This is a genomic window from Xanthomonas sp. fls2-241-TYG-148, from assembly GCF_030208815.1.
Lineage (GTDB): Bacteria > Pseudomonadota > Gammaproteobacteria > Xanthomonadales > Xanthomonadaceae > Xanthomonas > Xanthomonas campestris.
This window is the reverse complement of sequence record NZ_JARVTE010000012.1, coordinates 181,301-204,919: the sequence shown is the minus strand read 5'-3', so window position 1 is coordinate 204,919 and position 23,619 is coordinate 181,301. Positions and strand designations below refer to the sequence as shown.

The following is a 23,619-nucleotide window of genomic DNA, read 5'->3' as shown; positions in this document are numbered from 1 at the left end:
ACGGCGCAGTGGCCATGCGGGCGCGGCCGGTACTCGGAATCGGCATCTACCCCCGAACACTCCGGTTTCTGTGCGCCGTCCGCAGCCACCTCCGATTGCTCGCTACGCGTTGTCAGCCGCTCCAAGTGGGCGCGTGGATGTGCTGCGTTGGGATGCGCGCGGTGTGCTGCGTCCAGTCGATGACTGTGCGCTGCAAGTTCGGCGCACATGCAGTCGAGATGCGCGCGGATTTCCGTCGATACGATCCCGCTAGCTGAGCCGGTGCTGCGTCACGCGTCCTCGAACGACACGCGCCAGACAGGCGTGACCGCTGCGGAGCACATGGATAGTGCGTTCCAACCTCGCGGCTGCTCGCAACGCGTCGCCCGCAGCCCTCGGCGTGATCGCAAATCCGCGTCCTGTACGCCCTGAGTCCGCTTGAACGGCCTGACGGATGCAGCGCCGTGTACGCCCGCTGTTGCGTTCGGCTGCGGCGGGGAACACTGCCGGCGCTCCCCGGTGTCTCAATGCAACGACACGCACCCGCCCCGCCGCTGCGGGCATAATCCGGCAGCATGATCATTCATTCGCTGCTCGACACCGATCTGTACAAGTTCACCATGATGCAGGCGGTGCTGCATCAGCACCCGGCCGCGCAGGTGGACTACCGCTTCAAGTGCCGCACACCCGGTGTGGATCTGGCGCAGTTCATCGACGAGATCTCGCGTGAGATCGACGCGCTGTGCCGGCTGCGGCTGCGCGAGGACGAGGTGGACTACCTGCGCAGCCTGCGCTTCATCAAGCCGGACTTCGCCGACTTTCTCGCGTTGTTCCACCTGGACCGCAAATACCTGACCCTGGCCGCCTCGGCCGCCCACCCGGGCGAGATCGAGCTGACCATTCGCGGCCCCTGGTTGCACACCATCCTGTTCGAAGTGCCGCTGCTGGCGATCATCAACGAGGTGTGGTTCCGCAACACCTCCGAGCCGGATTTTGAAGAAGGCCGCAGCCGCCTGCGCGAGAAGGTACGCAGCCTGCGCAGCATGCCGGCCGGTTGCAAGATCGCCGATTACGGCACGCGCCGCCGCTATTCGCGGCAATGGCATGGCGAACTGCTGCCACTGCTGCGCGATGGTTTGGGCGAACAATTCGTCGGCACCAGTAATGTGTTTTTCGCCAAGCAGTACGGGCTGACCCCGCTGGGCACCATGGCGCACGAATACCTGCAGGCGTTCCAGGCGCTGGGCCCGCGGCTGCGGGATTCGCAGGTGGCGGCACTGGACTCGTGGGCGCGCGAATACCGCGGCGACCTGGGCATTGCGCTGTCGGACGTGGTGGGCCTGGATGCGTTCCTGCGCGACTTCGATCTGTATTTCTGCAAGCTGTTCGACGGCATGCGCCACGATTCCGGCGACCCGTTCGAATGGGGCGAGCGGGTGATCGCGCATCTGGAAGCGCACCGCGTGGATCCGCGCACCAAGGTGCTGGTCTTCAGCGACGGGCTGAACATCGACAAGGTGATGCGGCTGTACGAACACTTCAGCCCGCGTTGCCGGCTGGCGTTCGGCGTGGGCACCAGCCTGACCAACGACCTGGGCCCGACGCCCTTGCAGATCGTCATCAAGATGGTCCGCTGCAATGGGCAGCCGGTGGCCAAGCTCAGCGATTCGCCGGGCAAGAGCATGTGCGAAGACCTGGGCTACCTGCGCTACCTGCGCGATGTATTCGGCCTGCCGCCGATGCCGGAAGCCGAGGTGACTGCACGCGGCAGTCAGTGACGTCACGCGGCGGTGTGTGGCGTTCTGCGGAAGCAGGTGTCAGGGAGTGGCCGGAAAAGTGAGATGCATCTCTCAATTGAGAGTTGGCAGCCGTTAACATTGGCATCACATTTGCATTCCTTGTATGCGGCGCCCGCATCATGGCGCCCACTTCCTCCGCCAGAGACCGACGCATGAGTGCCTCTGATCCACTGTCGCTGTATCGCACCCGCAGCTGCTCCCGGCAGTGGCTGGGCTTTGTGCGTGCGATGGCCGAGGAATTCGCTGCCGAGTTGCCGGACGCGGATCTGGCCTTGCTGATGGCGCGGATCGGCGAGCGGTTTGCGCGCGCGCATCCGCTGGCGCCGTGCGCCACGCTGGAAGCGGTGGAGCGGGCCGCCAACCAGGTGTGGGACAGCTGCGACTGGGGGCAATGCACGCTGGACGAACAAGCCGACCACGTGCTGATCCAGCACACCGGTGCACCGCTCAGCGTGGCGCTGGACGGCGCCGACTGGGGCGATGGATTTCTGCAGGGCGCGTACGACGCGTGGTTCCAGCATTTGGGGATGCTGGCAGGCCTGACGGTGCAGCGCACCGCGGGCGAGACGGTCGACCTGCGCCGCCTGGTGCTGGCGCGGACCGCTTGAGCATGTGCGACTAGGCAAGGGGACTGCGATGAAGAACAAGACCACCAAGACACCGGCCGGACACGACGATGTGTCGGGCCTGTTTGCGCGTCTGGGCGGGCAGGCGAGCGAGGGGTATCACGACTTCGCCTATACCCAGCTGGCACCACGCGCCGCCGCCGGTAATTCCACCGCCAGCGATGGCGATGCAACGAAGGCCGCTGCACCCGCCACAACGCTCACCCCGGCCGCGACACCTGCACCTGCACCCGCAATCGCGCAGACGCCCGTGATGCACGTGGCACCGGCCGCACTGAGTGCCGTGCCGGCCGTCATGGCCCCCGAGGCACCGCATGCCGATGCCGTGGCGCCGTTGCGCAAGCTGCGCCAGCCCGACGCGCCGGCCGTGCGCGCCGTGCCGGCCGAGCCGGTGCAGGCGGGGACACCGTTGCAGCAGCTGTTCGAGCGCCTGCTGCAAACCGATGCGCCCGCCGCGACACACAGCAGCCCGCTCAAGCGCCTGCGTTCGCGTTGATCGCGCCTGTGCGTGCGTGTTGCCACCAGCGCCCTGGCACTGGTCTTTCCGTTTTGCCGAATATCTCAAGGACGTTTCAATGACCGCTGCCAGCCTCCGTTCCGGCTCACCGTTGCCCACCCTGGCGACCTGGTCGCTGTGGCTGCTGGGCGCGCTGCTGCTGGTGTTCGTGGTGGCGGTGCCGATGGATGTCACCCAGCAGCTGGTGTTTTCCGGCGTGCTGTTCGGCGTGGCCCTGGCAGTGCGCAACCGCGGCGGGCGCGTGGTCATCCTGATGATGATGGGCATGTCGCTGGCGGTGTCGTGCCGCTACATCTGGTGGCGCACGACCCAGACCATGGGCGTGGGCAGCGCGGTGGATTTCATCCTTGGCCTGGGCCTGCTCGGGGCCGAGTTGTATGCGTTCGTGATTCTGGTGCTGGGCTATTTCCAGGTGCTGTGGCCGCTCAATCGCAAGCCGGTGCCGCTGCCTGCCGACCAGAGCCTGTGGCCGAGCGTGGATGTGTTCATCCCCACCTACAACGAGCCGTTGTCGGTGGTGCGCACCACCGTGCTGGCCGCCAGCGTGATCGATTGGCCGGCCGAAAAAATCACCATCCATCTGCTCGATGACGGCCGCCGCGACGAGTTCCGCGCGTTCTGCGCCGAGGTCGGCATCAACTACGTCACCCGCACCAACAACGCGCACGCCAAGGCCGGCAACATCAATGCAGCGTTGAAGAAGTGCAGCGGCGAATACGTGGCCATCTTCGATTGCGACCACATTCCCACCCGCTCGTTTCTGCAGGTGGCGATGGGCTGGTTCCTGCGCGACACCAAGCTGGCGCTGGTGCAGATGCCGCACTATTTCTTCTCGCCGGATCCGTTCGAACGCAACCTGGATACGCACGGCAAGGTGCCCAACGAAGGCGAGCTGTTCTACGGCCTGCTGCAGGATGGCAACGACCAGTGGAATGCCACGTTCTTCTGCGGCTCGTGCGCGGTGATCAAGCGCACCGCGCTGGAAGAAGTGGGCGGCGTGGCGGTGGAAACCGTCACCGAAGATGCGCACACCGCACTCAAGCTGCAGCGCCGTGGCTACCGCACCGCGTACCTGGCCGTGCCGCAGGCCGCCGGGCTGGCGACCGAAAGTCTGTCCGGGCACGTGGCGCAGCGCATCCGCTGGGCGCGTGGCATGGCGCAGATCGCGCGCATCGACAATCCCTTGCTTGGCCGCGGGCTCAAGCTCTCGCAACGGCTGTGCTACCTCAACGCGATGCTGCACTTCTTCTACGGGTTGCCGCGCATCATCTATCTCACCGCGCCGCTGGCGTACCTGTTCTTCGGCGCGCATGTGATCCAGGCCTCGGCGTTGATGATCCTTGCCTACGCCTTGCCGCACATCCTGCAGGCCAACCTCACCAACCTGCGCGTGCAAAGCCGGTTCCGTCACCTGCTGTGGAACGAGGTCTACGAGACCACGCTGGCCTGGTACATCTTCCGCCCGACGCTGGTGGCGTTGCTCAATCCGAAGTTGGGCAAGTTCAACGTGACACCCAAGGGTGGCCTGGTGGCGCGCAGTTATTTCGATGCGCAGATCGCAAAGCCCTATCTATTTTTGCTGCTGCTCAACGTGGTGGGCGTGGTGGCCGGCGTGCTGCGGCTGATCTATGTGGGCGGCACCGGCGAGCAGCAGACCATCTGGTTCAACCTGGCCTGGACGCTCTACAACATGGTGCTGCTGGGCGCGACGATTGCCACCGCCAGCGAAACGCGGCAAGTGCGCAGCGCGCATCGCGTGCCGCTGGATATCCCGGTGAATCTCTACCTGCCCGACGGCAGCGCGCTGGCCTGCCGCTCGGTGAATTTTTCCACCGGCGGCATGGCGATCAAGCTGGCGCAGCCGCAGCCGATCGAACCCGGCCTGGCGGTGCAGGTGGGCCTGAGCCATCGCGGCCTCGAACAGACTTTGCCGGCCGTGGTGCGGCAGGACCGCGACGGCCAGGTCAGCATCCAGTTCATGCAGATGTCGATGGAGCAGGAACGCTGGCTGGTGGCATCGACCTTCGCGCGTGCCGACATCTGGCTTTCGCAATGGGGCCAGCACGACCGTGATTCGTTCTGGCGTTCGATGGGCCAGGTGCTGGCCGCCAGCGCGCGCGGCTTCGGGCGCCTGGGCGGTCATATCGTGGACAGCGCGCGGCAGGGCTTTCGCCCGTCGCGCCCGGTGGATCTGGAGTCGTGAACGTGGCGCGTGGTGTTTCCCTTTCCTTTGCAAAGAAGCGGCTGATGCGAATTTCTCCGGCGATGTTGACCTGTGCGCTGACCTTGCTGGCCGGCCTGGCCCAGGCGCAACAGCCCGCGCCCGCCGAAGCGCCCACCGCGATGCCGGCCGAGCAGGCTGCTGCCGACGCAACGACCATGCCTGTGCCCAGCGCGCCGGCGGCCGGCAGCACGCGCGCCTCCACGCTGCGTGACCTGGGTATCGACTACGAAATCACCTTGCGCGGCGTGCAGGGCAGCGCCGGCGTGCCCTTCAGCGTGCGCAGCGATGAGATCGTCACTGCCGCCACGCTCAATCTGAAATACAGCTACTCGCCATCGTTGCTGCCAGACCTGTCGCATCTGAAGGTCACCATCAACGGCGTCACCGTGGGCACCTTGCCCACCGACAAGGCCAATGCCGGCAAATTGCTCTCGGCGGATCTGCCGATCGACCCGCGCCTGGTCACCGATTACAACCAGCTCAACCTGCAGCTGATCGGCCACTACACGCGCGAATGCGAGGACCCGGACCACAGCAGCCTGTGGGCGAACGTGGATGCGGCCACCACCTTGTCGTTGACCACCACGCCGTTGGCGCTGGCCAATAACCTGGCGCTGCTGCCGGTGCCGTTCTTCGATGTGCGTGACACCCGCCGCCTGGAACTGCCGTTCTATTTTCCGCAGCAGCCGGACATGGCCACGCTACAGGCGGCCGGCACGGTGGCCTCGTGGTTCGGCACGCTGGCCGGCTACCGCGGCGCGACCTTCCCGGCCTCCACCTCTGCGCTGCCGGCCACCGGCAACGCCGTGGTGTTCGCCACGCCGGCCACCTTGCCGCCGCAATTTGCCACTGCCGACAGCGGCGTGGCCGACATCCGCGGCCCCACCGTGGCCGTGGTGGTCAACCCGACCGATCCCAACGGCAAATTGCTGCTGGTGCTGGGCCGTAACGCGGAAGAGTTACAACGCGCGGCCACCGCGCTGGCGTTGCGCGCCCCGCTGACCGGCGCGGTGGCGCGCATCGGCGAGCTCAGCGCACCGGCGCCGCGCGCGCCGTACGACGCGCCCAAGTGGGTTTCCAGCGATCGCCCGGTGCGTTTCGGCGATCTGGTCACCCAGCCGAGCGCACTCAACGTCACCGGCTATCACCCGGACCTGATCCGGGTCGGCCTGCAGCTGCCGCCGGACCTGTTCGTGTGGGAGCGCGACGGAATTCCGATCGACTTGAAGTACCGCTACACGGTGCCGGACGTCGACAACAAGTCCGCGCTCAACGTCAGCATCAACGAATCGTTCGTCACTACGTTGCCACTGACCGGCCTGCCGTATGCCGAGTCCACCCCGATGCGGTGGTGGAACAGCCTGGGCACGCGCGGCGCGATGCCGGTGAACCAGCATTTGACGCTGCCGGTGGGCGCGTTCTCGGCCAATAGTCAGCTGCGTTTCCACTTCTTCTTCGATCGCCCGCAAGGCGAGGAGTGCAAGAACAGCTTCCCGGACGTGTCCGGCGCCATCGATGCCGATTCCACCATCGATCTGAGCGGGTTCCACCACTACATGGCGATGCCGAACCTGGCGGCGTTCGCCAACGCCGGCTACCCGTTCACGCGCCTGGCCGATCTGTCCGAATCGGCGATCGTGCTGCCCAATAACCCGGGCGACCAGGACCTGAGCAATGTGCTGACCCTGCTCGGGCGCTTTGGTGCGTCCACCGGGTATCCGGCGCTGCACGCGCAGATCATCGCGCCCAGCGCGGTGCAACAGCATGCCGACCGCGATCTGCTGCTGCTCGGCGGCGCCAATTCGCAGCCGTTGTTCAAGCAGTGGCGCGCCAACCTGCCGGTGGGCCAGGACGGGCAGTCCACCCGTTTTCGCCTGACCGACTGGTTGTTCGACACGCTGCCGCGCTTCCTGTCGTTCGACGCGCGCCGCACCGATCTGCCGACCACCGCAGAAATCGCACTGCAGCCGCAGCCCGACGATGTGCTGCTGATGGGCTTCGAATCGCCGTTGAAATCCGGCCGCAGCGTGGTCGCATTCCAGACCGAAGACCCGGCGAATATGAGCCGGCTGTTCGATGCCTGGTTCGACCCGGCGCTGCTCAAGGATTTCCAGGGCAGCGTGGTGGTGTTGCAGCAGAAGAAAGTCACCAGCCTGGTCGGCAACCAGACCTATTACGTGGGCCATCTGCCGCTGCCGACCTGGCTGCGCTGGTATTTCTCGCATCACCCGGTGTGGCTGGCGGTGACAGTGATCCTGCTGGCCTTGCTGATGGCGCTGGCTGGCCGCGTGCTGCTGCGCCGGCACACCGCCGAACGGCTCAACGAAGGCCGCAGCGCATGAGCAGCCGCGACCAGCCCACGCCGATGACGCGCCGCAGCCTGCTGCGTGCCGGTGCGTTGAGCGGGCTGGCCGCGGTGTTGCCGGCCGGCGTGCTTGCTGCGCCGCTGCAGTGCGGGGCGTGGCCGCTGTGGGATGCGTTCGTCGCCAAGCACATCCAGCCCGACGGCCGGGTGGTGGACTTTCTCAATCCCGACCAGCGCTCCACCTCCGAAGGCCAGTCGTACGCGCTGTTCTTCGCGCTGGTGAACAACGACGCGGTGCTGTTCGACAAGGTGCTGGGCTGGACCCGGCACAACCTGTGCGCTGGCCGCCCCGATCTGAATCTGCCGGCCTGGCTGTGGGGCCGCGACAGCAGCGGCGATTGGCGCGTGCTCGACCCCAATACCGCCAGCGATGGCGAGTTGTGGATCGCCTACGCGTTGCTGGAAGCCGGCCGCCTGTGGAACCGGCCTGGCTACACCAAGGCCGGTCAACAGGTGCTGCAGCTGATCCGCGCGCAGGAAGTGGCCAACCTGCCGGGGCTGGGGCCGATGCTGCTGCCTGGGCGCACCGGATTCACCGCGCCGGGGCGCTGGATGCTCAACCCCAGCTACTTGCCGCTGCAGGTGCTGCGCCGCTGCGCCAATGCCGACCCCAAGGGCCCATGGGCGGCGATTGCGCTCAACGCCACGCGCGTGCTGCGCGACAGCGCGCCGGTGGGACTGGCGCCGGACTGGACGGTGTGGGATGGCAAGGCCTTCAGCCCCGATCCCCAGCGCGGCAACGTAGGCAGCTACGACGCCATCCGCGTGTATCTGTGGGCCGGCATGCTCGACGCCGGCGAGCCGCTGCGCACCAAGCTGCTGCGGGACCTGTCCGGGCCGATGGACCTGCTCGCCGCGCAAGGCAACTTCGCCGAAAAGATCGACACCACGCGCGGTGTGGGCACTGGCGCGGCACCGGTCGGATTTTCCGCCGCGCTGCTGCCGTACCTGAGCGCGCTGCGCCAGCCGGCGCTGCTCAAGGCGCAGGCACAACGCCTGCCGGCCGCTGCACAACCGGCGGCCGCCGCGCTGCCGTATTACGAACGCACGCTGGCCCTGTTTGGACAGGGCTGGCTCGAGAACCGCTACCGCTTTGCCGCAGACGGGCGCCTGCTGCCCGCCTGGAGAACCCCTGCATGCTCCGCAAGAACCTGAGACCGCTTTACCTCGCCGGTGTGATCGACCTGTGCCTGCTCGCCGCGCCGGTGCATGCGCAAACCAGCGCCACCCAGCAACTGGTCAGCCAGGGCAATTACTGGCACGACCAGGGCCGCGACGATCTGGCCGCCGATACCTGGAAAAAGCTGCTCGGCATCGATCCGGACCAGCCCGACGCGCTGCTCGGCCTGGCCCAGATCGACCTGGCGCAGGGCCGCCAGTCCGAAGCGCGCAAGCGCCTGCAGCAGCTGGAAGCGGCCCATCCGCAATCGCCGCAGGTGCAGCGCCTGCGCGTGGCGATCGGTGCCCGCGGCAACGCCAATGCCGGTGAAGATCCGAACCTGCGCAATGCCCGCCGCGCCGCCACCGCCGGGCGTTATGTAGAAGCGGCGCACAGTTACGAAGCCGCCTTCGCCGGCAAGCCGCCGCCGCCAACGCTTGCGTTGGAGTATTACCAGTCGCTGGCCGGCACACCGACCGGCTGGGAGCGCGCACGCAACGGGTTGCGCGCACTGCAATCCAGCGAGCCGGCCAATGCGTCGGTGCAGCTGGCACTGGCGCAGGTGCTGACCTACCGCGAGCCCACCCGGCGCGAGGGCATCGCGCAATTGCGCGCACTGGCGCAGCGTGCCGATGTCGGCGGGCCGGCACGCAACAGCTGGCGCCAGGCGCTGCTGTGGCTCAACGCCAGCGCCGCCGATGCGCCGTTGTATCAAGCCTTTCTGGCCGGCACGCCCAACGATGCGGAAGTCACCACAAAACTGGGCCAGTTGCGCGAGCAGCGCACGGCCGCAACTGCCGCTCCGGCCGATCCCAACGGCGTGCTGCTGGGCGAGGGCTTTCGCGCGCTCAGCGCCGGCAATCTGAGTGCGGCCGAACAACGCTTTACCCAGGTGCTGCGCGCGCGTGCGCGTGACGCCGACGCGTTGGGCGGCCTGGGCTCGGTGCGCCTGCGGCAGCAGCGCTTTGCCGAAGCGCAGGAACTGCTGCGCCCGGCCGCCGCCGGCAACGGCAAATGGCAGAGCGCCTACGACAGCGCGCGCTATTGGCAACAGCTCCAGCAGGCCGAGGCCGCGCGTGCGCGCGGTGATCTGGCCCAGGCGCGGCAACTGGTGGAGCAATCGATCCAGTTGCTGCCCAACGAGCCGGCCGGGCATGTCGCGCTGGGTGGCCTGCAGGCGGCCGGTGACCCGGTGGCGGCCGAGGCCAGCTATCGCAAGGCCTTGTCGCGCGATGCCGACAACGCCGGCGCCTTGCAGGGCCTGGTGGGGCTATACAGCCGCCAGGGCCGCATGCAGGAGGCCAGTGCATTGTTCAACCGGCTGCCGGCGGCCGAGCGCGCCAAGTCCGGGGGTGAAGCATTGCTGCGCTCCAACGTGCAGCGCGCCCGCGCGCGCCAATCGCTGGAAGCCGGCGACACCGTCAGCGCGCAAGCGGAACTGGAAGCGGCGATGGTCGAGCGCCCCGGTGATCCGTGGATCCGTCTGGACCTGGCGCGCCTGTACCAACAGGCCGGGCGCCCGGACCAGGCGCGCAGCGTGATGGACGGCTTGCTCGCCGTGCATGGCGACCAGCCCGAAGCGCTGCATGCCAATGCCTTGCTCGCCCAGGAAACAGGCGACTGGCAGGGCGCGTACGCCAGCCTGGAGCGTATTCCCAGCGCGGCGCGCACGCCTGAGATGACTCAGCTGCGCAACACCGCCTGGATCGAACTGCAGGCGCGCCAGGCGCGCTTGCTGGTCGCGCAGGGGCGGGCGGGCGAAGCGCCACAATTGCTGGCGCGCACTGAAACCGCGCTCGGCAACCAGCTCGACGACCCGCAACTGCTGGCCGCGCTGGCCGGTGCGCACGCCGATGCCGGCAACACCCCGCGGGCATTGACCCTGGCCCAGCGCCTGGTCACCGGCGCCACCCCGAGTACCGAAGACCGCCTGCAGTACGCCGGCGTGCTGCTGCGTGCGCATCAGGACGCCGAACTCTCGGCGGTGCTGCGCCAGCTGCAGGCCATCACCATGACGCCGGAGCAGCTGCACCGGTATCGCACGCTGCGCAGCGCCTACACGCTGCGGCAGGTCGATGCCTTGCGCGAGCTGGGCAATCTGGAAGGCGCCTACGACGCGTTGTCGCCGGTGCTGGCGCAGCAGCCGGACAACCGCGATGCGCAGGCCGCACTGGCGCGCCTGTACGCCGCCGCCGGTGACCAGCGCCAGGCGCTGGCGCTGTATCAACAGCTGCTGCAGCGTCATCCCAACGATCTGGACATCCTCACCGCCGCCGCCAACAGCGCCGCTGCGCAGTCGGATCTGGCCAACGCCGAGACCTATCTGCAACGCGCGCTGGCGCAGGCGCCGGAGTCGCCGGAAGTGCTGGCTGCCGCCGGCCGCGTCTATCGCAGCGCCGGCAAGAACCGCAAGGCCGAGCAGTATTTCCGCGCCTCGCTGGCCGCGCAGCAGCGTCAGGCCGGCCAGTTGGATAACGGCCTGCCAGCGGCACGCGGTGGCACCGCCGTCGCTTTGGCCGGGCGCCCGCTCAATCCGTTCTCCGGCATTACCGGTGGCATGCGCAGTTCGCCGGCAGTGCTGTCCGACCGCCTCGACGCGGCCGCGGCCAGTTACGACAGCGCGCAGGCAGTGGCCATGCCCCAAGTACCTGCGCGTTACGCCAGCGCTGTGCCGGCCAGCATCGATGGCGGCAGCGGCGACGATCTGCCACCGCCGGTCAGCGCCAGTGCCGGCCCGGCACCGTTGCCGATGGCCAATCAGCGCAGCCGGCTACCCACCCGCAGCGAGGCCTATGCAGCGCCCGCAGCGCCGGGCCGCAACGACGCCTATGCAATGGCGCCGACGCAGGCACCACGGTTTGGCGGCGCACGCGGGCAGGCCCTGCCGGCTGGTACGACGGGCAACAGCGTGCTCGACGAATTGCGCGCCGTGCAATCGGAAAACAGCGACAACCTGGCCGGCGGCGCGCTCTATCGCTCGCGCGATGGCGAAGACGGCCTGGGCCGGCTGGACGACATCGAAATGCCGGTGCAGGCCGAGTTCTCGGTGGGTGAGGGCAAGCTCGGCGTCACGCTCACCCCCACGGTGGTGGATGCCGGCACGCTCGGCACCGAATACGCCACCGCCAGCCGCTTCGGCAGTGGCCCGCAAGCCGCCGTCAACGATGCCTTGGCCGCCGACCGCAGTGCGATCGATACGCTGGTGGGCTCGTCGGTGTATCAGTTGATCGCCACCGAAGGCGACACCGTCGCCACCCGCGAGCGTTTGCGACGCTATGCCTTGAACACCGGTTTGTTCGGCGAACTGCTCACCGAAAACAACAACAGCACCGCGGCCGCGGTGGCTGCGCTGGCCAACGAACCGTTGCCGGCGTATCTGCTCAGCATCAACGCATCCAACACGCCGATCGCCCAACTCGCGCGCGACATCCTCACCAACACCTCCATCAGCCAACAGCTTGCCGCCGGCGATGCGGCCGCGTTGCAGGCGCTGGCCGGCAGCAGCGCCGCCGCGCAGCAGACGCCCACCACTCTGGCCGACACCTTGAACAGCATGGCCGCGAACGGCAATGGCGCCCGCCGCCTGAGTCAGGACGACACCGGCGTGGGCGTGGGCGTGCGTTATCGCAACGGCGGTTTCAGCGCCGATGTAGGCAGCACGCCGATTGGGTTTCAGGAGCAGAACATCATCGGCGGCGTTGGCTACCGCGGCGAGATCGGCGACACCGTCAACTGGTCGGCCGACGCCTCGCGGCGTGCGGTCACCGACAGCGTGTTGTCCTTCGCCGGTGCGCAGGATGGGCGCAGCGGGCGCGAATGGGGCGGGGTGACCAGCAATGGCGTGTCGGTCTCGGCCACCGCCGACAACGGCCTGCTCGGTGGTTATGCCAATCTGGCCGCGCACCGGTTGGTTGGCAACAACGTGGCCGACAACGACCACCGCCAGGTCGACCTGGGCTTCTACGTGCATGCGCTGGAAACCCAGAACCAATCGCTCACCGCCGGCGTCAATCTGACCGCCATGCAGTACGACAAGAACCTCAGCGGTTTCACCTACGGCCACGGTGGCTACTTCAGCCCGCAGGACTATGTGGATCTGGGGTTCCCGGTGCACTGGAGCGGCCGCAGCGCCGGGCAGACGGTGAACTGGAAGGTGGACGCCAGCATCGGTGTGCAGCACTTCACCACCGAAGCCACGCCGTATTTCCCGACCGATCCCACCTTGCAGCAGGCCGCCTACGATGCCGCCTCGGTCGCGGCGTTGCTGGGCCTGGTCAACCGCTATACCGATCCGGTGTACGCGGGCGAAAGCCGCACCGGCGTGTCCTACAACCTCAGTGGCGCGGCCGAATGGCAGGTGGCACCGCAGTTGTTCCTGGGCGGGCGCATGACCTTCAACAACGCGCGCGACTACAACCAGTTCAGCAGCAATCTCTATCTGCGTTTCGTGCTGGATCGGCTGGGCTCCGCGCTAGGCCGCGCGCCGCAGGTACTGACTTCGCCGTACGCGGCGGATCACTGAGCCAACGCAGTGCAGTGCGCAAGGTGTGCGGTGATGCGTGCGCGCGCCGGGCACGTTGCACGCCTGGTCTGCAGCGGCAATGAAGAACGGCGCCTTGCGGCGCCGTTCCGGTCACACCGTGACTGACCGCCGTGCGTCCGGGTTACGGGCGCACCTTGGTCGCACACACGAACACCGACGCCTGCTGCAGGCGGCTGATCGCGCCCTGGTCCTGCAGCCCACGCACGTGCTCGTCCATGCAGGCCAGGTAACCCAGGCGGTTGCCTGCGTTCTGCGTCTTGCACAGGCTGCTCTCGGCCTGGATGTTGGCGCCGGGAATCAACCCGCCGGTTTCCACCGTCGGCACCAGCGTGCTGCAGCTGCCCAGCTTGGTGAGGCCGCGGTTCACCGTCCAACCGATATCGGCAAACATCGCCGGGGTCAGGTCGATGTTGAGCTGCGCCTGCACTTCCGGCGTATCGAACGGTTCCATCAGCGCATTCGGCTGCAGGTCGGTATCGAAGTGCGAGAAGGTCGAGCCGCCGGCCACCACGCTGGGGGCGTACAAGCGCGTGCGGCCCTGGCTGTCGGTGCCCTGCAGCAGTTCCGGGTCCTCGTACAGCCCTGCCACCACCGCGGCGCTGCCTTTCAGGCGCGCGCCGTCGGCTTGCGAGACCATGATCGCCGGGATGGTGATGTCGGTGATCGGCGGTGCGGCATTGCCCATCGTCTGCACGCCGGCCGCGTTGTTGGCCACGATCACACCCACCGCGCCATTGAGCTGGGCGTTCTTGACCTTGATGGCGAAGGCGCAGGTGCCGCGGTCGATCAAGGCCACCTTGCCGGCCACGGCCGCCGCATTGACGAACGGGGTTTCGCAACCGTCGCTGGCCGAGGCAGCGGCCACGCCGTCATCCACCGTCACCACCGAACGCGCCGGGAAATTGCCGGCGGTGGCCAGCGGCCCGAAGCTGGCAAAGCCCACTTCGAACTTGCCGGCCGCACCGGCGGGCGCGCTCACCTGCAGCAGCGTGCGCGGATCCAGGATCAACGCCGCCTCGCGGTTGACGCGCGTACCGGCCCACACCGTCCGCCCGGGCGTGCGCATGGCTTCGGCACGCAGCGCATTGGTCATGGTGGGGTCGTCGAAACGCTTGTTCTGCACGTTGTCGAAGGCCTGCGCGGTATAGACGTCGGTCAGGCCGGAGCCCGAGCCGAGCACACCGGTGGTCTTGTTGAGGAAGCCCGCCGCGCCCAGTCCATGGCCGATCTCGTGCATCACCACGTTGAGGAAGTTGATCTGGCCCTCGGGCGTCTTGCCGTCCAGGCCCAGGTACCAGCCCGACCCGGCCAGGCAGTCGTCCTTGCCCAGGTCGCCGTTGAATTGCGAAAACACGTCGGCCGGATCGGCCGGGTCGGGCACCAGATCCTGCCCGGCGATCGCATCGCCCAGCGCGGATGGGTACAAGGTATTGGCCTTGGCGCCGGGGAAGTTGTTGACGATCCAGTTCGGGCCTGCCTGGCCCAGGGTGCCGCCGGTGGCGGTACAGGTCAGCCGCGCGAACGAGGCATACACCTTGATCTCGACACTGCTCTGCAGCACCGCGCCCCACATGTCCATGGCGTACTGGTAAGCGATGCGCCGCTGCTCACCCACCGACCGGCCCGGGTTGCCACCCAGCGGCGCGGCAGCGGTGGGGTCGTTCAAGCCGACATTGGTGCCGGCATCGCCATTGATCAGGGTGACGATGGCGGCCGAGGCGTGCAGCGGCGACAACGCGGCGGCGATGCCCAGGGACAACAGCAACAGGGGCTTATTCATGCGGCAGCGCTCCGTGCTCGGCGTGGGCAGGTTGGGTGGTGGCGTCCTCGCTGTGCTCGATCACCAGGCGGCCATCGGCCTGCCGGGTCGCAACCAGGGAGCTCATCTGGGTGGCCGGCAACTTGCGCGCGATGGTGCCGTTAGGCAGGCGACGCTCGGTGGCCAGGGCGGCCGCCTCGGTCTGCGGCACTGCACTGCGTTGGGCGCTGCGCGCAGCCGGGGCTGCGGCGGCCTGCCGGTCCAGTGCGGCGCTTTCTTCGGCGGTCAGCGCACGCAACTTGCCGGTGACCGGGTCGATACCGACCTTGGAGCTGCTGGTTCCTGCATCCTGGGCTGCGGCGAGTGCCGGCAGGCAGGCAAGACACAACACACCGGACAGCATCCATCCGGGCTTGCGAAAGCTCATCATCGTTGGGGTTTCCTTGGGTCCAACAGGGGAAATACGCCGCACTGACACCGGCGCTCGGGGGAATCCTTCATTTCCAGTCTCTTCATGACTGAATCATGAATCCGTGATGTGTGTCAACTTTTTGACACGTCCAACCCCTGAATGCGAAGTCGTTGCCTGAAATAGTCATGTCTGCGCTTGCCTTGTGCGCGGGATGCTACGTCGGCCTGAGTGCTCTGCCTGTTCCGAGCTCCGAGGGATGCGATCGGATTGCGTACGGCAGGTGGAGAGGGCTAGCTGGCGCACGAGGTGCGGGTGCTTAGCGTTGTCGTGTCCACACAGGTGTTGGCTTCCGCGTTTTCGACGGGTCTGACCTGAAGGGCGTACGGCAGACGGAGATGCCGGCGCCGCAGGTGTTGCCGGGAGTTGGCCGTGGCATCGCGCAGACAGACGCGGCGACATCGCACACGCCATCGGATGCGATGGAGGTTGGTCGGCGCGAACGCGCGCTGCTGCCATCGCCATCAGATCGCAGGACGGAGTGGTTTCGTAAGGAGTTGCAGTCACCGCGCCTCGCGCGGATGCGCAGCTCGCACGCGGACGTGGTGGGAGGCAAGTGCTACGTCGCGTACACCGCAGTTGCCACATCGCCGCGCCTGCAGCACAACGTTAGTCGCTTGATTAGGCGCGGCAGACGGTTTGCGGTTCGCGTTTCGATGGCAGGCGCTGAGACCGCTCGTGCTGCAGTGTGCACGCCACTACCATTGGCTCCCGTCCTCCACGCCATCGGCGTGACGCCCTCAGGTTGCCCATGCACGCCGTCATCTATCACAACCCTGCCTGCGGCACCTCGCGCAACACGCTGGCCTTGATCCGTCATGTCGGCATCGAACCGCAGATCATCGAGTACCTGCGTGACCCACCAACGCGCGCGACCTTGCAGGCACTGATTGCCGAGGCCGGCCTGTCGGTGCGCGATGCGCTTCGCCAGAAGGGCACGCCCTATCTGGAACTCGGGCTGGATGAGCCCACGCTGGACGATGCCGCCTTGCTGAGCGCGATGCTGGCGCATCCGATCCTGATCAACCGCCCGTTCGTGCGCACCGATCGCGGAGTGCGGCTGTGCCGGCCGTCCGAGCAGGTGCTGGAGTTGCTGCCGGCGGCGACCAGCGGCTTCATCAAGGAAGACGGCGAACGTGTGCTCGATAATGCCGGACGCCGCGTTAGTCAGTGAGGTCGTGCGGGCAACGTGCTAGGACCCAGCAGCGCTGCCTGCCGATGACACCGCCGCGGTCGTGGCCGCGCGCGCAACGGCGCCGCCACGCGCCCGCCAGCGCAGGGCTCGCGCCTCCGGGAGGCTTTCCGGTTCCGCAGTCGCGCAGCCACTGCGCACCGGTGCTGGCTGGCGTGGGTCTGTCGGGCTAGGTTGCTCACCTCACACCTCACACCACGCGCCACGCTCTACCATCGGCGCATCGTTTACTGGAGCACCCGCATGATTCGCGAAATTATCCGCATGGGCGATAAGCGCCTGCTGCGCGTGGCGCCGCCGGTCACCAACCTGGGCAGTGACGAGCTGCACGCGTTGGTGGCCGATATGTTTGAAACCATGGATGCGGCGCGCGGCGTCGGGCTGGCCGCACCGCAGATCGCGGTGGACCTGCAATTGATGGTGTTCGGTTTCGAGGCCAGCGAGCGCTATCCCGAAGCACCGGCAGTGCCACGCACCGCCTTGGCCAACGTGCAGATCGAACCGCTGTCCGATGAGATGGAAAACGGCTGGGAAGGGTGCCTGTCGATCCCCGGCCTACGCGCGGTCATTCCCCGCCACCGCGTCATCCGCTATTCCGGCTTTGCCCCGGACGGCACCGCCATCGAGCGCGAGGCCGAAGGCTTCCATGCACGCGTGGTGCAGCACGAATACGACCATCTGGTTGGCCGCCTGTATCCCTCGCGCATCGAAAACTTCGACACCTTCGGCTTCGAAGACGTGTTGTCCTACGACCTGTAGCGCGACGCCCGCAGCGCGCGCGTCGCGGCGCAACGCGCACAAGAAAAGGGCGCCCTCAAGGCGCCCTTTTTCCATCCAGCCTCATGACAGCGCCCTCATCCGGGCGCCGTGGATGGCTTACTTCAATGCCTTGAAACGCAGGCGCTTGGGACCGGCGTCATCGCCCATGCGGCGACGCTTGTCTTCTTCGTACTCGCGGTAGTTGCCCTGGAAGAACTCCACGTGCGACTCGCCTTCGAACGACAGGATGTGCGTGGCGATACGGTCCAGGAACCAGCGGTCATGCGAGATCACGAAGGTGTTGCCCGGGAACTCCAGCAACGCGTCCTCCAGCGCACGCAAGGTTTCGATGTCCAGGTCGTTGGACGGTTCGTCGAGCAGCAGCACGTTGCCACCCTGCAGCAGCGTCTTGGCCATGTGCAGGCGGCCACGCTCACCACCGGACAGCGAGCCGACCATCTTCTGCTGGTCCTGCCCCTTGAAGTTGAAGCGGCCGATGTAGGCGCGCGACTGGATCTCCACGCCATTGATGTTGAGGATGTCCAGGCCGCCAGCGATTTCCTGGAACACGTTGTGGTTGCCCTCGAGCTTGTCGCGGCTCTGGTCCACGTACGACAACTGCACGGTCGGGCCCATCACGATCTCGCCCGAGTCCGGCTTTTCCGCACCGGTGATCATCTTGAACAGGGTCGACTTACCGGCACCGTTGGGGCCGATGATGCCCACGATGGCGCCCGGCGGCACGATCATCGACAGGTTGTCGATCAGCAGGCGGTCGCCGAACTTCTTGGAGACGTTCTTGAACTCCATCACCGAGTTGCCCAGGCGCTCGCCCGGCGGGATGAAGATTTCATTGGTCTCGTTGCGGCGCTGGTAGTCCACCGACTGCAGCTCTTCCAGGCGGGCCAGACGCGCCTTGCCCTTGGTGCGGCCACCCTTGGCGTTCTGCCGCGACCATTCCAGTTCCTTCTGGATCGCCTTCTGGCGTGACTTTTCCTGATTGTCTTCCTGCTTGAGGCGCTCGTCCTTCTGGGTCAGCCACTCGGTGTAGTTGCCCTTCCACGGAATGCCGCGGCCGCGGTCCAGTTCCAGGATCCATTCGGCAGCGTTGTCGAGGAAGTAGCGATCATGCGTGACCGCCACCACGGTGCCGGTGTAGCGCGCCAGGAACTGCTCCAGCCACTCCACCGACTCGGCGTCCAAGTGGTTGGTCGGTTCGTCGAGCAGCAGCATGTCCGGCTTCTGCAGCAGCAGGCGGCACAGCGCCACGCGGCGCTTTTCACCACCGGACAACTTGCCGACGATGGCGTCCCACGGCGGCAGGCGCAGCGCATCGGCGGCCACGTCCAGCTGGTTTTCCAGGGTGTGCGCATCGCCTGCGGCCAGGATGGCCTCCAGGCGCTCCTGTTCCTTGGCCAGCGCATCGAAATCGGCGCCTTCTTCGGCATACGCCAGATAGACCGCGTCCAGCGCGGCCTGGGCCTGCAGCACGTCGCCCACGCCTTCTTCCACCGCCTCGCGCACGGTGTGCTCGGGGTTGAGCTGCGGCTCCTGGGCCAGGTAGCCGACCTTGATGCCGGCCTGCGGGCGGGCCTCGCCCTCGAAGTCGGTATCCACGCCGGCCATGATCTTCAGCACCGTGGATTTGCCGGCGCCGTTCAGGCCGAGCAGGCCGATCTTGGCGCCGGGGAAGAAGCTCAGCGAGATGTCCTTGATGATCTGCCGCTTGGGCGGGACCACCTTGCTGACGCGGTTCATGGTGTAAATGTATTGCGACATGGGGACTCCGTGGACGCAGGCAGCCCACCGGCCGAGGCCGGAGGCAGCGGAAAAGGGATTGCGCCGATTATACCGGCAAGTGTTCACCCCCGCCGGACCGCAGATGCGGCTAAACGGCAGCTTACTTTCCACCTGAATGGGCGTTTTCGTAACCGATTCCAGCAAGAAAGCGTTAAGCCGGGCAGCCTCTTAATGCAATTGCGACATCGCACACAGGAGCAATCCCATGAACCGCAAACGCATCGTCACCGTTGTGCTTTCCTCCATCTTGGCGCTGGGCTTCGCCGCACCGGCCGCATTTGCCGGGGACTGGGACCGCGACCACGACCGCCGTGGTCATGACCGCGACCGTCGGCGCGACTACGACCGTCACGACAACCGCAACTGGCAGGCCCAGCAGCGCTGGGACGACCACCGTCGCCGCGATGACCGCCGCGAGTGGCGCCAGGACCGCCGCGTCTACAGCAATGGCTACCGCGAGGGTTACCAGGACGCGCGCTACCGCGACCGCTACAACGATCGCCGCGTCTACACCTACCAGCCCGTCCGCCCGGCCTATTACGGCGGCCCGCGCTATGTGCGTGGCGGCTACTACAACGGCCCGGTATATGTGATCAACGATTACGACCGTCACCACCTGCGTCGCCCGCCGTACGGCTATCGCTGGCAGCGCGACAACACCGGCAACTTCCTGCTGGTGGCGATCGCAACCGGCGTGATCGCCGATCTGGTGCTCAACAATTGAGCAACACAGCTGGCAGCGCCTGACCGGGCAGCCCGGTCAGGCCAACCGGCATTGCACATGGGCGCACTTCGGTGCGCCCATGGCGTTTGTGGGCCGCGTTGCCCAGGCCTGGGTGCTGCGTCGCAAGGCCAGCCTGGTCGATTGGTCACCCGTTCCCCGGAGGCTTACAATCGGCGGTCTTACTGGCCACAGCTGCCCCCGGAGCTTCTGCATGTTCTCGCGCGACGTTCGACTGGAAACCTACGACCCCGAACTGGCCAAGGCCATTGCCGCTGAAGCCGGCCGCCAGGAGGATCACGTCGAGCTGATCGCCAGCGAGAACTACTGCAGCCCGCTGGTGATGGAAGCCCAGGGCAGCCAGCTGACCAACAAGTACGCCGAAGGCTACCCGGGCAAGCGCTACTACGGCGGTTGCGAGTTCGTCGACATTGCCGAGCAATTGGCCATCGACCGCATCAAGCAGGTGTTCGGTGCGGACTATGCCAACGTGCAGCCGCACAGTGGCTCGCAGGCCAACCAGGCGGTGTACCTCGCGCTGCTGCAGCCGGGCGACACCATCCTGGGCATGAGCCTGGCCCATGGCGGCCACCTCACCCACGGCGCCAAGGTCAATGCCTCGGGCAAGCTGTTCAATGCCGTGCAGTACGGCGTGAACGAGCAGGGCCTGATCGATTACGACGAGGTGCAGCGCCTGGCCACCGAGCACAAGCCTAAGATGGTCATTGCCGGTTTCTCGGCGTATTCGCAGAAGATCGATTGGGCGCGCTTCCGCGCCATTGCCGACAGCGTCGGTGCGTATCTGTTCGTGGACATGGCGCACGTGGCCGGCCTGGTGGCCGCCGGTGTGTACCCCAGCCCGATGGAGCATGCGCACGTGGTCACCTCGACCACGCACAAGACCCTGCGCGGCCCGCGTGGCGGCATCATCCTGGCCAAGGGCGCGGGCGAGGACCTGGTCAAGAAGCTGCAGTCGATAGTGTTCCCCGGCATCCAGGGTGGCCCGCTGATGCACGTGATCGCGGCCAAGGCGGTTGCGTTCAAGGAAGCACTGGAGCCGGAGTTCAAGACCTACCAGCAGCAGGTGGTCAAGAACGCGCAGGCGATGGCGAACACGCTGATCGCGCGCGGCTACAAGATCGTCTCCGGCGGCACCGAGAACCACCTGATGCTGGTGGACATGATCGGCCGCGATGTCTCGGGCAAGGACGCAGAGGCCGCGCTCGGCAAGGCGCACATCACCGTCAACAAGAACTCGGTGCCCAACGACCCGCGCTCGCCGTTCGTCACCTCGGGCCTGCGCCTGGGCACCCCGGCCATCACCACCCGCGGCTACCAGGAACAGGACTGCGTGGACCTGGCCAACTGGATCGCCGACGTGCTGGACGCCCCGGCCGACGACGCCGTGCTGGCCAAGGTGCGCGATGCAGTGACCGCCCAGTGCAAGAAATATCCGGTGTATGGCTGATGCGGGAATCGGGAATGGAGAGACGGGAATGGTAAAAGCAACGCTGCGATAGCCCCGCTGTTCCGATTCCCTATTCCCCTCTCCCTATTCCCGGACGTCTGATGCATTGCCCCTTCTGCCAGCACAATGACACCCGCGTGATCGATTCGCGCGTGTCCGAAGACGGGACGACGATCCGTCGGCGTCGCGAATGCGAGGCGTGCGGCGAGCGTTTCAGCACCCTGGAAACCATCGAGCTGAAGTTGCCGACGGTGGTCAAGAGCGATGGCGGGCGTGAGGCATTCGATGCGCGCAAGTTGCGCACCAGCTTCGACCGCGCGCTGCAAAAGCGCCCGGTGTCCGAAGAACAGATCGAGGCGGCGGTGCGTGCGGTGGTGCACCAGCTGCGGATGTCCGGCGAGCGCGAAGTGGGTTCGCTGCGAGTGGGCGAGTACGTGATGGTCGAGCTGCGCAAGCTCGACCATGTCGGCTATGTGCGCTTCGCCTCGGTGTACCGCAGTTTTCAGGACGTTGCCGATTTCCGCGAAGAGATCGAAAAGCTCGAACGCGAACTCCCGGTCGGCAGCGAGCAGCTGCCGTTGCTGGAAGCAGCCCTGGAACGCGCCGGCAAGCCCGGCAAGCGTTGAGCGTGATGCGCATTGCCTGCGTTGCCGACACGCCGGACCTCCTGCCCGTCATTGCGCAGGCACATCTCCAGGCCTTCGGCGCGTTGTTGCCGGACTGGAATTTTGATCAGGCATTGGAAGAACTGCAGAGCCACGACCGCGACGGGGTGATTCCCACCACGTGGGTGGCACTGGATGACACGCAGTGGCTCGGCTCGGTTAGCTTGCTGGAGAACGACGATGCGCGCATCCGGCAATGGTCGCCGTGGCTGGCGTCGCTGTACGTGCAGCCGCAGGCGCGCGGGCAGGGCATCGGCGAGACACTGGTGACGCATTGCGTGCAGGCCGCCGCGCATCTGGGCGTGGCGGCGTTGTATCTGTACTGCCAGCCCGCACTGGTGCCGTACTACCAGCGCCTGGGCTGGCAGGCGCATGCCGAATTGTTGCTGGGGCCGCTGCAGATCGTGGTGATGCAGATCGAACCGGCAGTAGTGCGGTGAGCGTGAGCGCAGACGACCACCGCTGGATGGCGCAGGCACTGCGCCTGGCCGAGCGCGGCGCTTACACCACCCGCCCCAATCCGATGGTGGGCTGCGTGATCGTGCGCGATGGCGCGTGCGTGGGCGAGGGATTTCATCAGCGTGCCGGCGGCCCCCATGCAGAAGTGTTTGCGCTGCGTGCGGCGGGCGAACAGGCGCGGGGTGCGACGGCGTATGTGACCCTGGAGCCCTGCGCGCATTACGGGCGCACGCCGCCGTGCGCGCTGGCCTTGATCGCGGCCGGCGTCACACGCGTGGTCGCGGCAATGGCGGACCCGTTTCCGCAGGTCAATGGTGGTGGCTTCACCTTGCTGCGCGATGCCGGGATCCAGGTGCACAGCGGGGTGATGGAAGCGCAGGCGCGCGCGCTCAACCAGGGCTTTCTGTCGCGCGTGGAGCGTGGCCGCCCATGGGTGCGGGTCAAACTCGGTGCCAGCCTGGATGGTCGCACCGCGATGGCCAGCGGCGAATCGAAGTGGATCACCGGTGCCGATGCGCGCGCGGATGTGCAGCACTGGCGCGCACGTGCCGGCGCGATCCTGACCGGTGCCGGCACGGTGCTGGCCGATGACCCATCGATGACGGTGCGGCTGGGCGAGGACACGCCGTGCGTGCCGCCGCTGCGGGTGGTGCTCGATGCCGGCTTGCGCACGCTGGCGTGCGCCAACATTCGCCAGGGCGATGCGCCCACCTTGTATCTGCACAGCGCCGATGTCACGGCGCCGGCGTTGGAAGGTGCGAAGTTTGCCGCGATGCCCTTGCATGCGGGCCGCTTCGATCTGGCCGCGGTGCTGGCATCGCTAGCCGAGCGCGGTATCAACGAGGTGCACGTGGAAGCCGGCGCCACGTTGAGCGGCGCACTGCTGCAGGCCGGCCTGGTCGATGAGCTGTTGGTCTACATGGCGCCAGTGCTGCTGGGTGAGACTGCGCGGCCGCTGCTGGCTGGGCTCGGCATCGACACCATGGCGCAGCGGCATGCATTGCAGCTGCTCGATGTCCGCCTCATTGGCCAGGATTTGCGACTGCGCTATGCGCCGGTTGCTACTGCGTAGTTACTGTGCGGTGCTTTTGACGCAGCACAAAAAAGGCCCCGCA

At 66.9% G+C, this 23,619-nt stretch carries 17 protein-coding genes and 1 other RNA gene; 15 read left to right on the top strand and 3 right to left on the bottom strand.

The features are described 5' to 3' along the window. Window positions 1–44 precede the first annotated feature (44 nt). The 8 genes from QRM60_RS13650 (at window position 45) to QRM60_RS13615 (ending at window position 13,191) form a co-directional block, all read left to right on the top strand. Window positions 45–118: non-coding RNA, sX9 sRNA (locus QRM60_RS13650), on the top strand. Between the two features lie 436 nt (window positions 119–554). Beyond that, window positions 555–1,757 (top strand): nicotinate phosphoribosyltransferase, encoded by a 1,203-nt coding sequence (gene pncB / locus QRM60_RS13645; RefSeq protein WP_285446391.1) that lies wholly within the window; start codon window positions 555–557, stop codon window positions 1,755–1,757. A gap of 173 nt (window positions 1,758–1,930) precedes the next feature. Continuing rightward, on the top strand, window positions 1,931–2,386 hold the full coding sequence (locus QRM60_RS13640; RefSeq protein ID WP_285446390.1) for a hypothetical protein: 456 nt from the start codon (window positions 1,931–1,933) through the stop codon (window positions 2,384–2,386). 28 nt (window positions 2,387–2,414) lie between these two features. Further along, on the top strand, window positions 2,415–2,900 hold the full coding sequence (locus tag QRM60_RS13635; RefSeq protein WP_285446389.1) for a hypothetical protein: 486 nt from the start codon (window positions 2,415–2,417) through the stop codon (window positions 2,898–2,900). 79 nt (window positions 2,901–2,979) lie between these two features. Beyond that, the gene (bcsA, locus tag QRM60_RS13630; protein ID WP_285446388.1) at window positions 2,980–5,124 is read left to right on the top strand and encodes a UDP-forming cellulose synthase catalytic subunit; all 2,145 of its coding nucleotides are present in this window, start codon (window positions 2,980–2,982) and stop codon (window positions 5,122–5,124) included. A 44-nt stretch (window positions 5,125–5,168) separates the two neighbouring features. Beyond that, entirely contained in the window at window positions 5,169–7,487 is a 2,319-nt protein-coding gene (gene bcsB, locus QRM60_RS13625; RefSeq protein WP_285446387.1) for a cellulose biosynthesis cyclic di-GMP-binding regulatory protein BcsB, read from the top strand. Next, the gene (gene bcsZ, locus QRM60_RS13620; protein WP_285446386.1) at window positions 7,484–8,665 is read left to right on the top strand and encodes a cellulose synthase complex periplasmic endoglucanase BcsZ; all 1,182 of its coding nucleotides are present in this window, start codon (window positions 7,484–7,486) and stop codon (window positions 8,663–8,665) included. Before bcsB ends, bcsZ begins: the two co-directional genes overlap by 4 nt. Continuing rightward, window positions 8,647–13,191 (top strand): cellulose biosynthesis protein BcsC, encoded by a 4,545-nt coding sequence (locus QRM60_RS13615; RefSeq protein ID WP_285446385.1) that lies wholly within the window; start codon window positions 8,647–8,649, stop codon window positions 13,189–13,191. Before bcsZ ends, QRM60_RS13615 begins: the two co-directional genes overlap by 19 nt. Before the next feature lie 142 nt (window positions 13,192–13,333). On the opposite strand, the gene QRM60_RS13610 is transcribed toward QRM60_RS13615, so the two are convergent. After that, entirely contained in the window at window positions 13,334–14,992 is a 1,659-nt protein-coding gene (locus tag QRM60_RS13610; RefSeq protein WP_285446384.1) for a PA domain-containing protein, read from the bottom strand. Continuing rightward, window positions 14,985–15,401 carry a hypothetical protein gene (locus tag QRM60_RS13605; protein ID WP_014506632.1) on the bottom strand — a complete coding sequence of 139 codons (417 nt, stop codon included), beginning with the start codon at window positions 15,399–15,401 and terminating at the stop codon, window positions 14,985–14,987. The genes QRM60_RS13610 and QRM60_RS13605 overlap by 8 nt, the downstream gene beginning before the upstream one ends. Before the next feature lie 790 nt (window positions 15,402–16,191). On the opposite strand from QRM60_RS13605, the gene arsC reads away from it, so the two are divergent. Together arsC and def are read left to right on the top strand one after the other, a co-directional pair. After that, a complete protein-coding gene (gene arsC, locus QRM60_RS13600) occupies window positions 16,192–16,614 on the top strand; it encodes an arsenate reductase (glutaredoxin) (protein ID WP_285446383.1) in 423 nt (140 codons plus the stop codon). 261 nt (window positions 16,615–16,875) lie between these two features. Further along, complete coding sequence (def, locus tag QRM60_RS13595) at window positions 16,876–17,391, top strand: peptide deformylase (RefSeq protein ID WP_057673241.1); 516 nt, start codon at window positions 16,876–16,878, stop codon at window positions 17,389–17,391. A 117-nt stretch (window positions 17,392–17,508) separates the two neighbouring features. On the opposite strand, the gene ettA is transcribed toward def, so the two are convergent. After that, the gene (ettA, locus tag QRM60_RS13590; protein WP_011035928.1) at window positions 17,509–19,170 is read right to left on the bottom strand and encodes an energy-dependent translational throttle protein EttA; all 1,662 of its coding nucleotides are present in this window, start codon (window positions 19,168–19,170) and stop codon (window positions 17,509–17,511) included. A 226-nt stretch (window positions 19,171–19,396) separates the two neighbouring features. Between ettA and QRM60_RS13585 the strand changes: the two genes are divergently transcribed. The 5 genes from QRM60_RS13585 (at window position 19,397) to ribD (ending at window position 23,576) form a co-directional block, all read left to right on the top strand. Beyond that, window positions 19,397–19,915 carry an RcnB family protein gene (locus QRM60_RS13585; RefSeq protein WP_285446382.1) on the top strand — a complete coding sequence of 173 codons (519 nt, stop codon included), beginning with the start codon at window positions 19,397–19,399 and terminating at the stop codon, window positions 19,913–19,915. A 211-nt stretch (window positions 19,916–20,126) separates the two neighbouring features. Beyond that, window positions 20,127–21,380 carry a serine hydroxymethyltransferase gene (gene glyA, locus QRM60_RS13580; protein WP_042597551.1) on the top strand — a complete coding sequence of 418 codons (1,254 nt, stop codon included), beginning with the start codon at window positions 20,127–20,129 and terminating at the stop codon, window positions 21,378–21,380. A gap of 101 nt (window positions 21,381–21,481) precedes the next feature. After that, entirely contained in the window at window positions 21,482–22,006 is a 525-nt protein-coding gene (gene nrdR / locus QRM60_RS13575) for a transcriptional regulator NrdR (RefSeq protein WP_005997276.1), read from the top strand. Beyond that, window positions 22,003–22,485: a GNAT family N-acetyltransferase gene (locus QRM60_RS13570; RefSeq protein ID WP_228436592.1), complete on the top strand. Its 483-nt coding sequence runs from the start codon at window positions 22,003–22,005 to the stop codon at window positions 22,483–22,485. Before nrdR ends, QRM60_RS13570 begins: the two co-directional genes overlap by 4 nt. Then, window positions 22,482–23,576 (top strand): bifunctional diaminohydroxyphosphoribosylaminopyrimidine deaminase/5-amino-6-(5-phosphoribosylamino)uracil reductase RibD, encoded by a 1,095-nt coding sequence (gene ribD, locus QRM60_RS13565; protein ID WP_285446381.1) that lies wholly within the window; start codon window positions 22,482–22,484, stop codon window positions 23,574–23,576. The genes QRM60_RS13570 and ribD overlap by 4 nt, the downstream gene beginning before the upstream one ends. The last annotated feature ends 43 nt before the right edge of the window (window positions 23,577–23,619 follow it).

Bases quoted from the DNA above. Each gene is read 5' to 3' on its own strand.
- QRM60_RS13635 (WP_285446389.1), top strand. From the start codon at position 2,415: ATGAAGAACAAGACCACCAAGACACCGGCCGGACACGACGATGTGTCG.
- bcsZ (WP_285446386.1), top strand. From the start codon at position 7,484: ATGAGCAGCCGCGACCAGCCCACGCCGATGACGCGCCGCAGCCTGCTG.
- nrdR (WP_005997276.1), top strand. From the start codon at position 21,482: ATGCATTGCCCCTTCTGCCAGCACAATGACACCCGCGTGATCGATTCG.
- QRM60_RS13615 (WP_285446385.1), top strand. From the start codon at position 8,647: ATGCTCCGCAAGAACCTGAGACCGCTTTACCTCGCCGGTGTGATCGAC.
- QRM60_RS13605 (WP_014506632.1), bottom strand. From the start codon at position 15,401: ATGATGAGCTTTCGCAAGCCCGGATGGATGCTGTCCGGTGTGTTGTGT.
- ettA (WP_011035928.1), bottom strand. From the start codon at position 19,170: ATGTCGCAATACATTTACACCATGAACCGCGTCAGCAAGGTGGTCCCG.
- glyA (WP_042597551.1), top strand. From the start codon at position 20,127: ATGTTCTCGCGCGACGTTCGACTGGAAACCTACGACCCCGAACTGGCC.
- QRM60_RS13610 (WP_285446384.1), bottom strand. From the start codon at position 14,992: ATGAATAAGCCCCTGTTGCTGTTGTCCCTGGGCATCGCCGCCGCGTTG.
- QRM60_RS13585 (WP_285446382.1), top strand. From the start codon at position 19,397: ATGAACCGCAAACGCATCGTCACCGTTGTGCTTTCCTCCATCTTGGCG.
- bcsA (WP_285446388.1), top strand. From the start codon at position 2,980: ATGACCGCTGCCAGCCTCCGTTCCGGCTCACCGTTGCCCACCCTGGCG.
- def (WP_057673241.1), top strand. From the start codon at position 16,876: ATGATTCGCGAAATTATCCGCATGGGCGATAAGCGCCTGCTGCGCGTG.
- pncB (WP_285446391.1), top strand. From the start codon at position 555: ATGATCATTCATTCGCTGCTCGACACCGATCTGTACAAGTTCACCATG.
- bcsB (WP_285446387.1), top strand. From the start codon at position 5,169: ATGCGAATTTCTCCGGCGATGTTGACCTGTGCGCTGACCTTGCTGGCC.
- arsC (WP_285446383.1), top strand. From the start codon at position 16,192: ATGCACGCCGTCATCTATCACAACCCTGCCTGCGGCACCTCGCGCAAC.
- QRM60_RS13640 (WP_285446390.1), top strand. From the start codon at position 1,931: ATGAGTGCCTCTGATCCACTGTCGCTGTATCGCACCCGCAGCTGCTCC.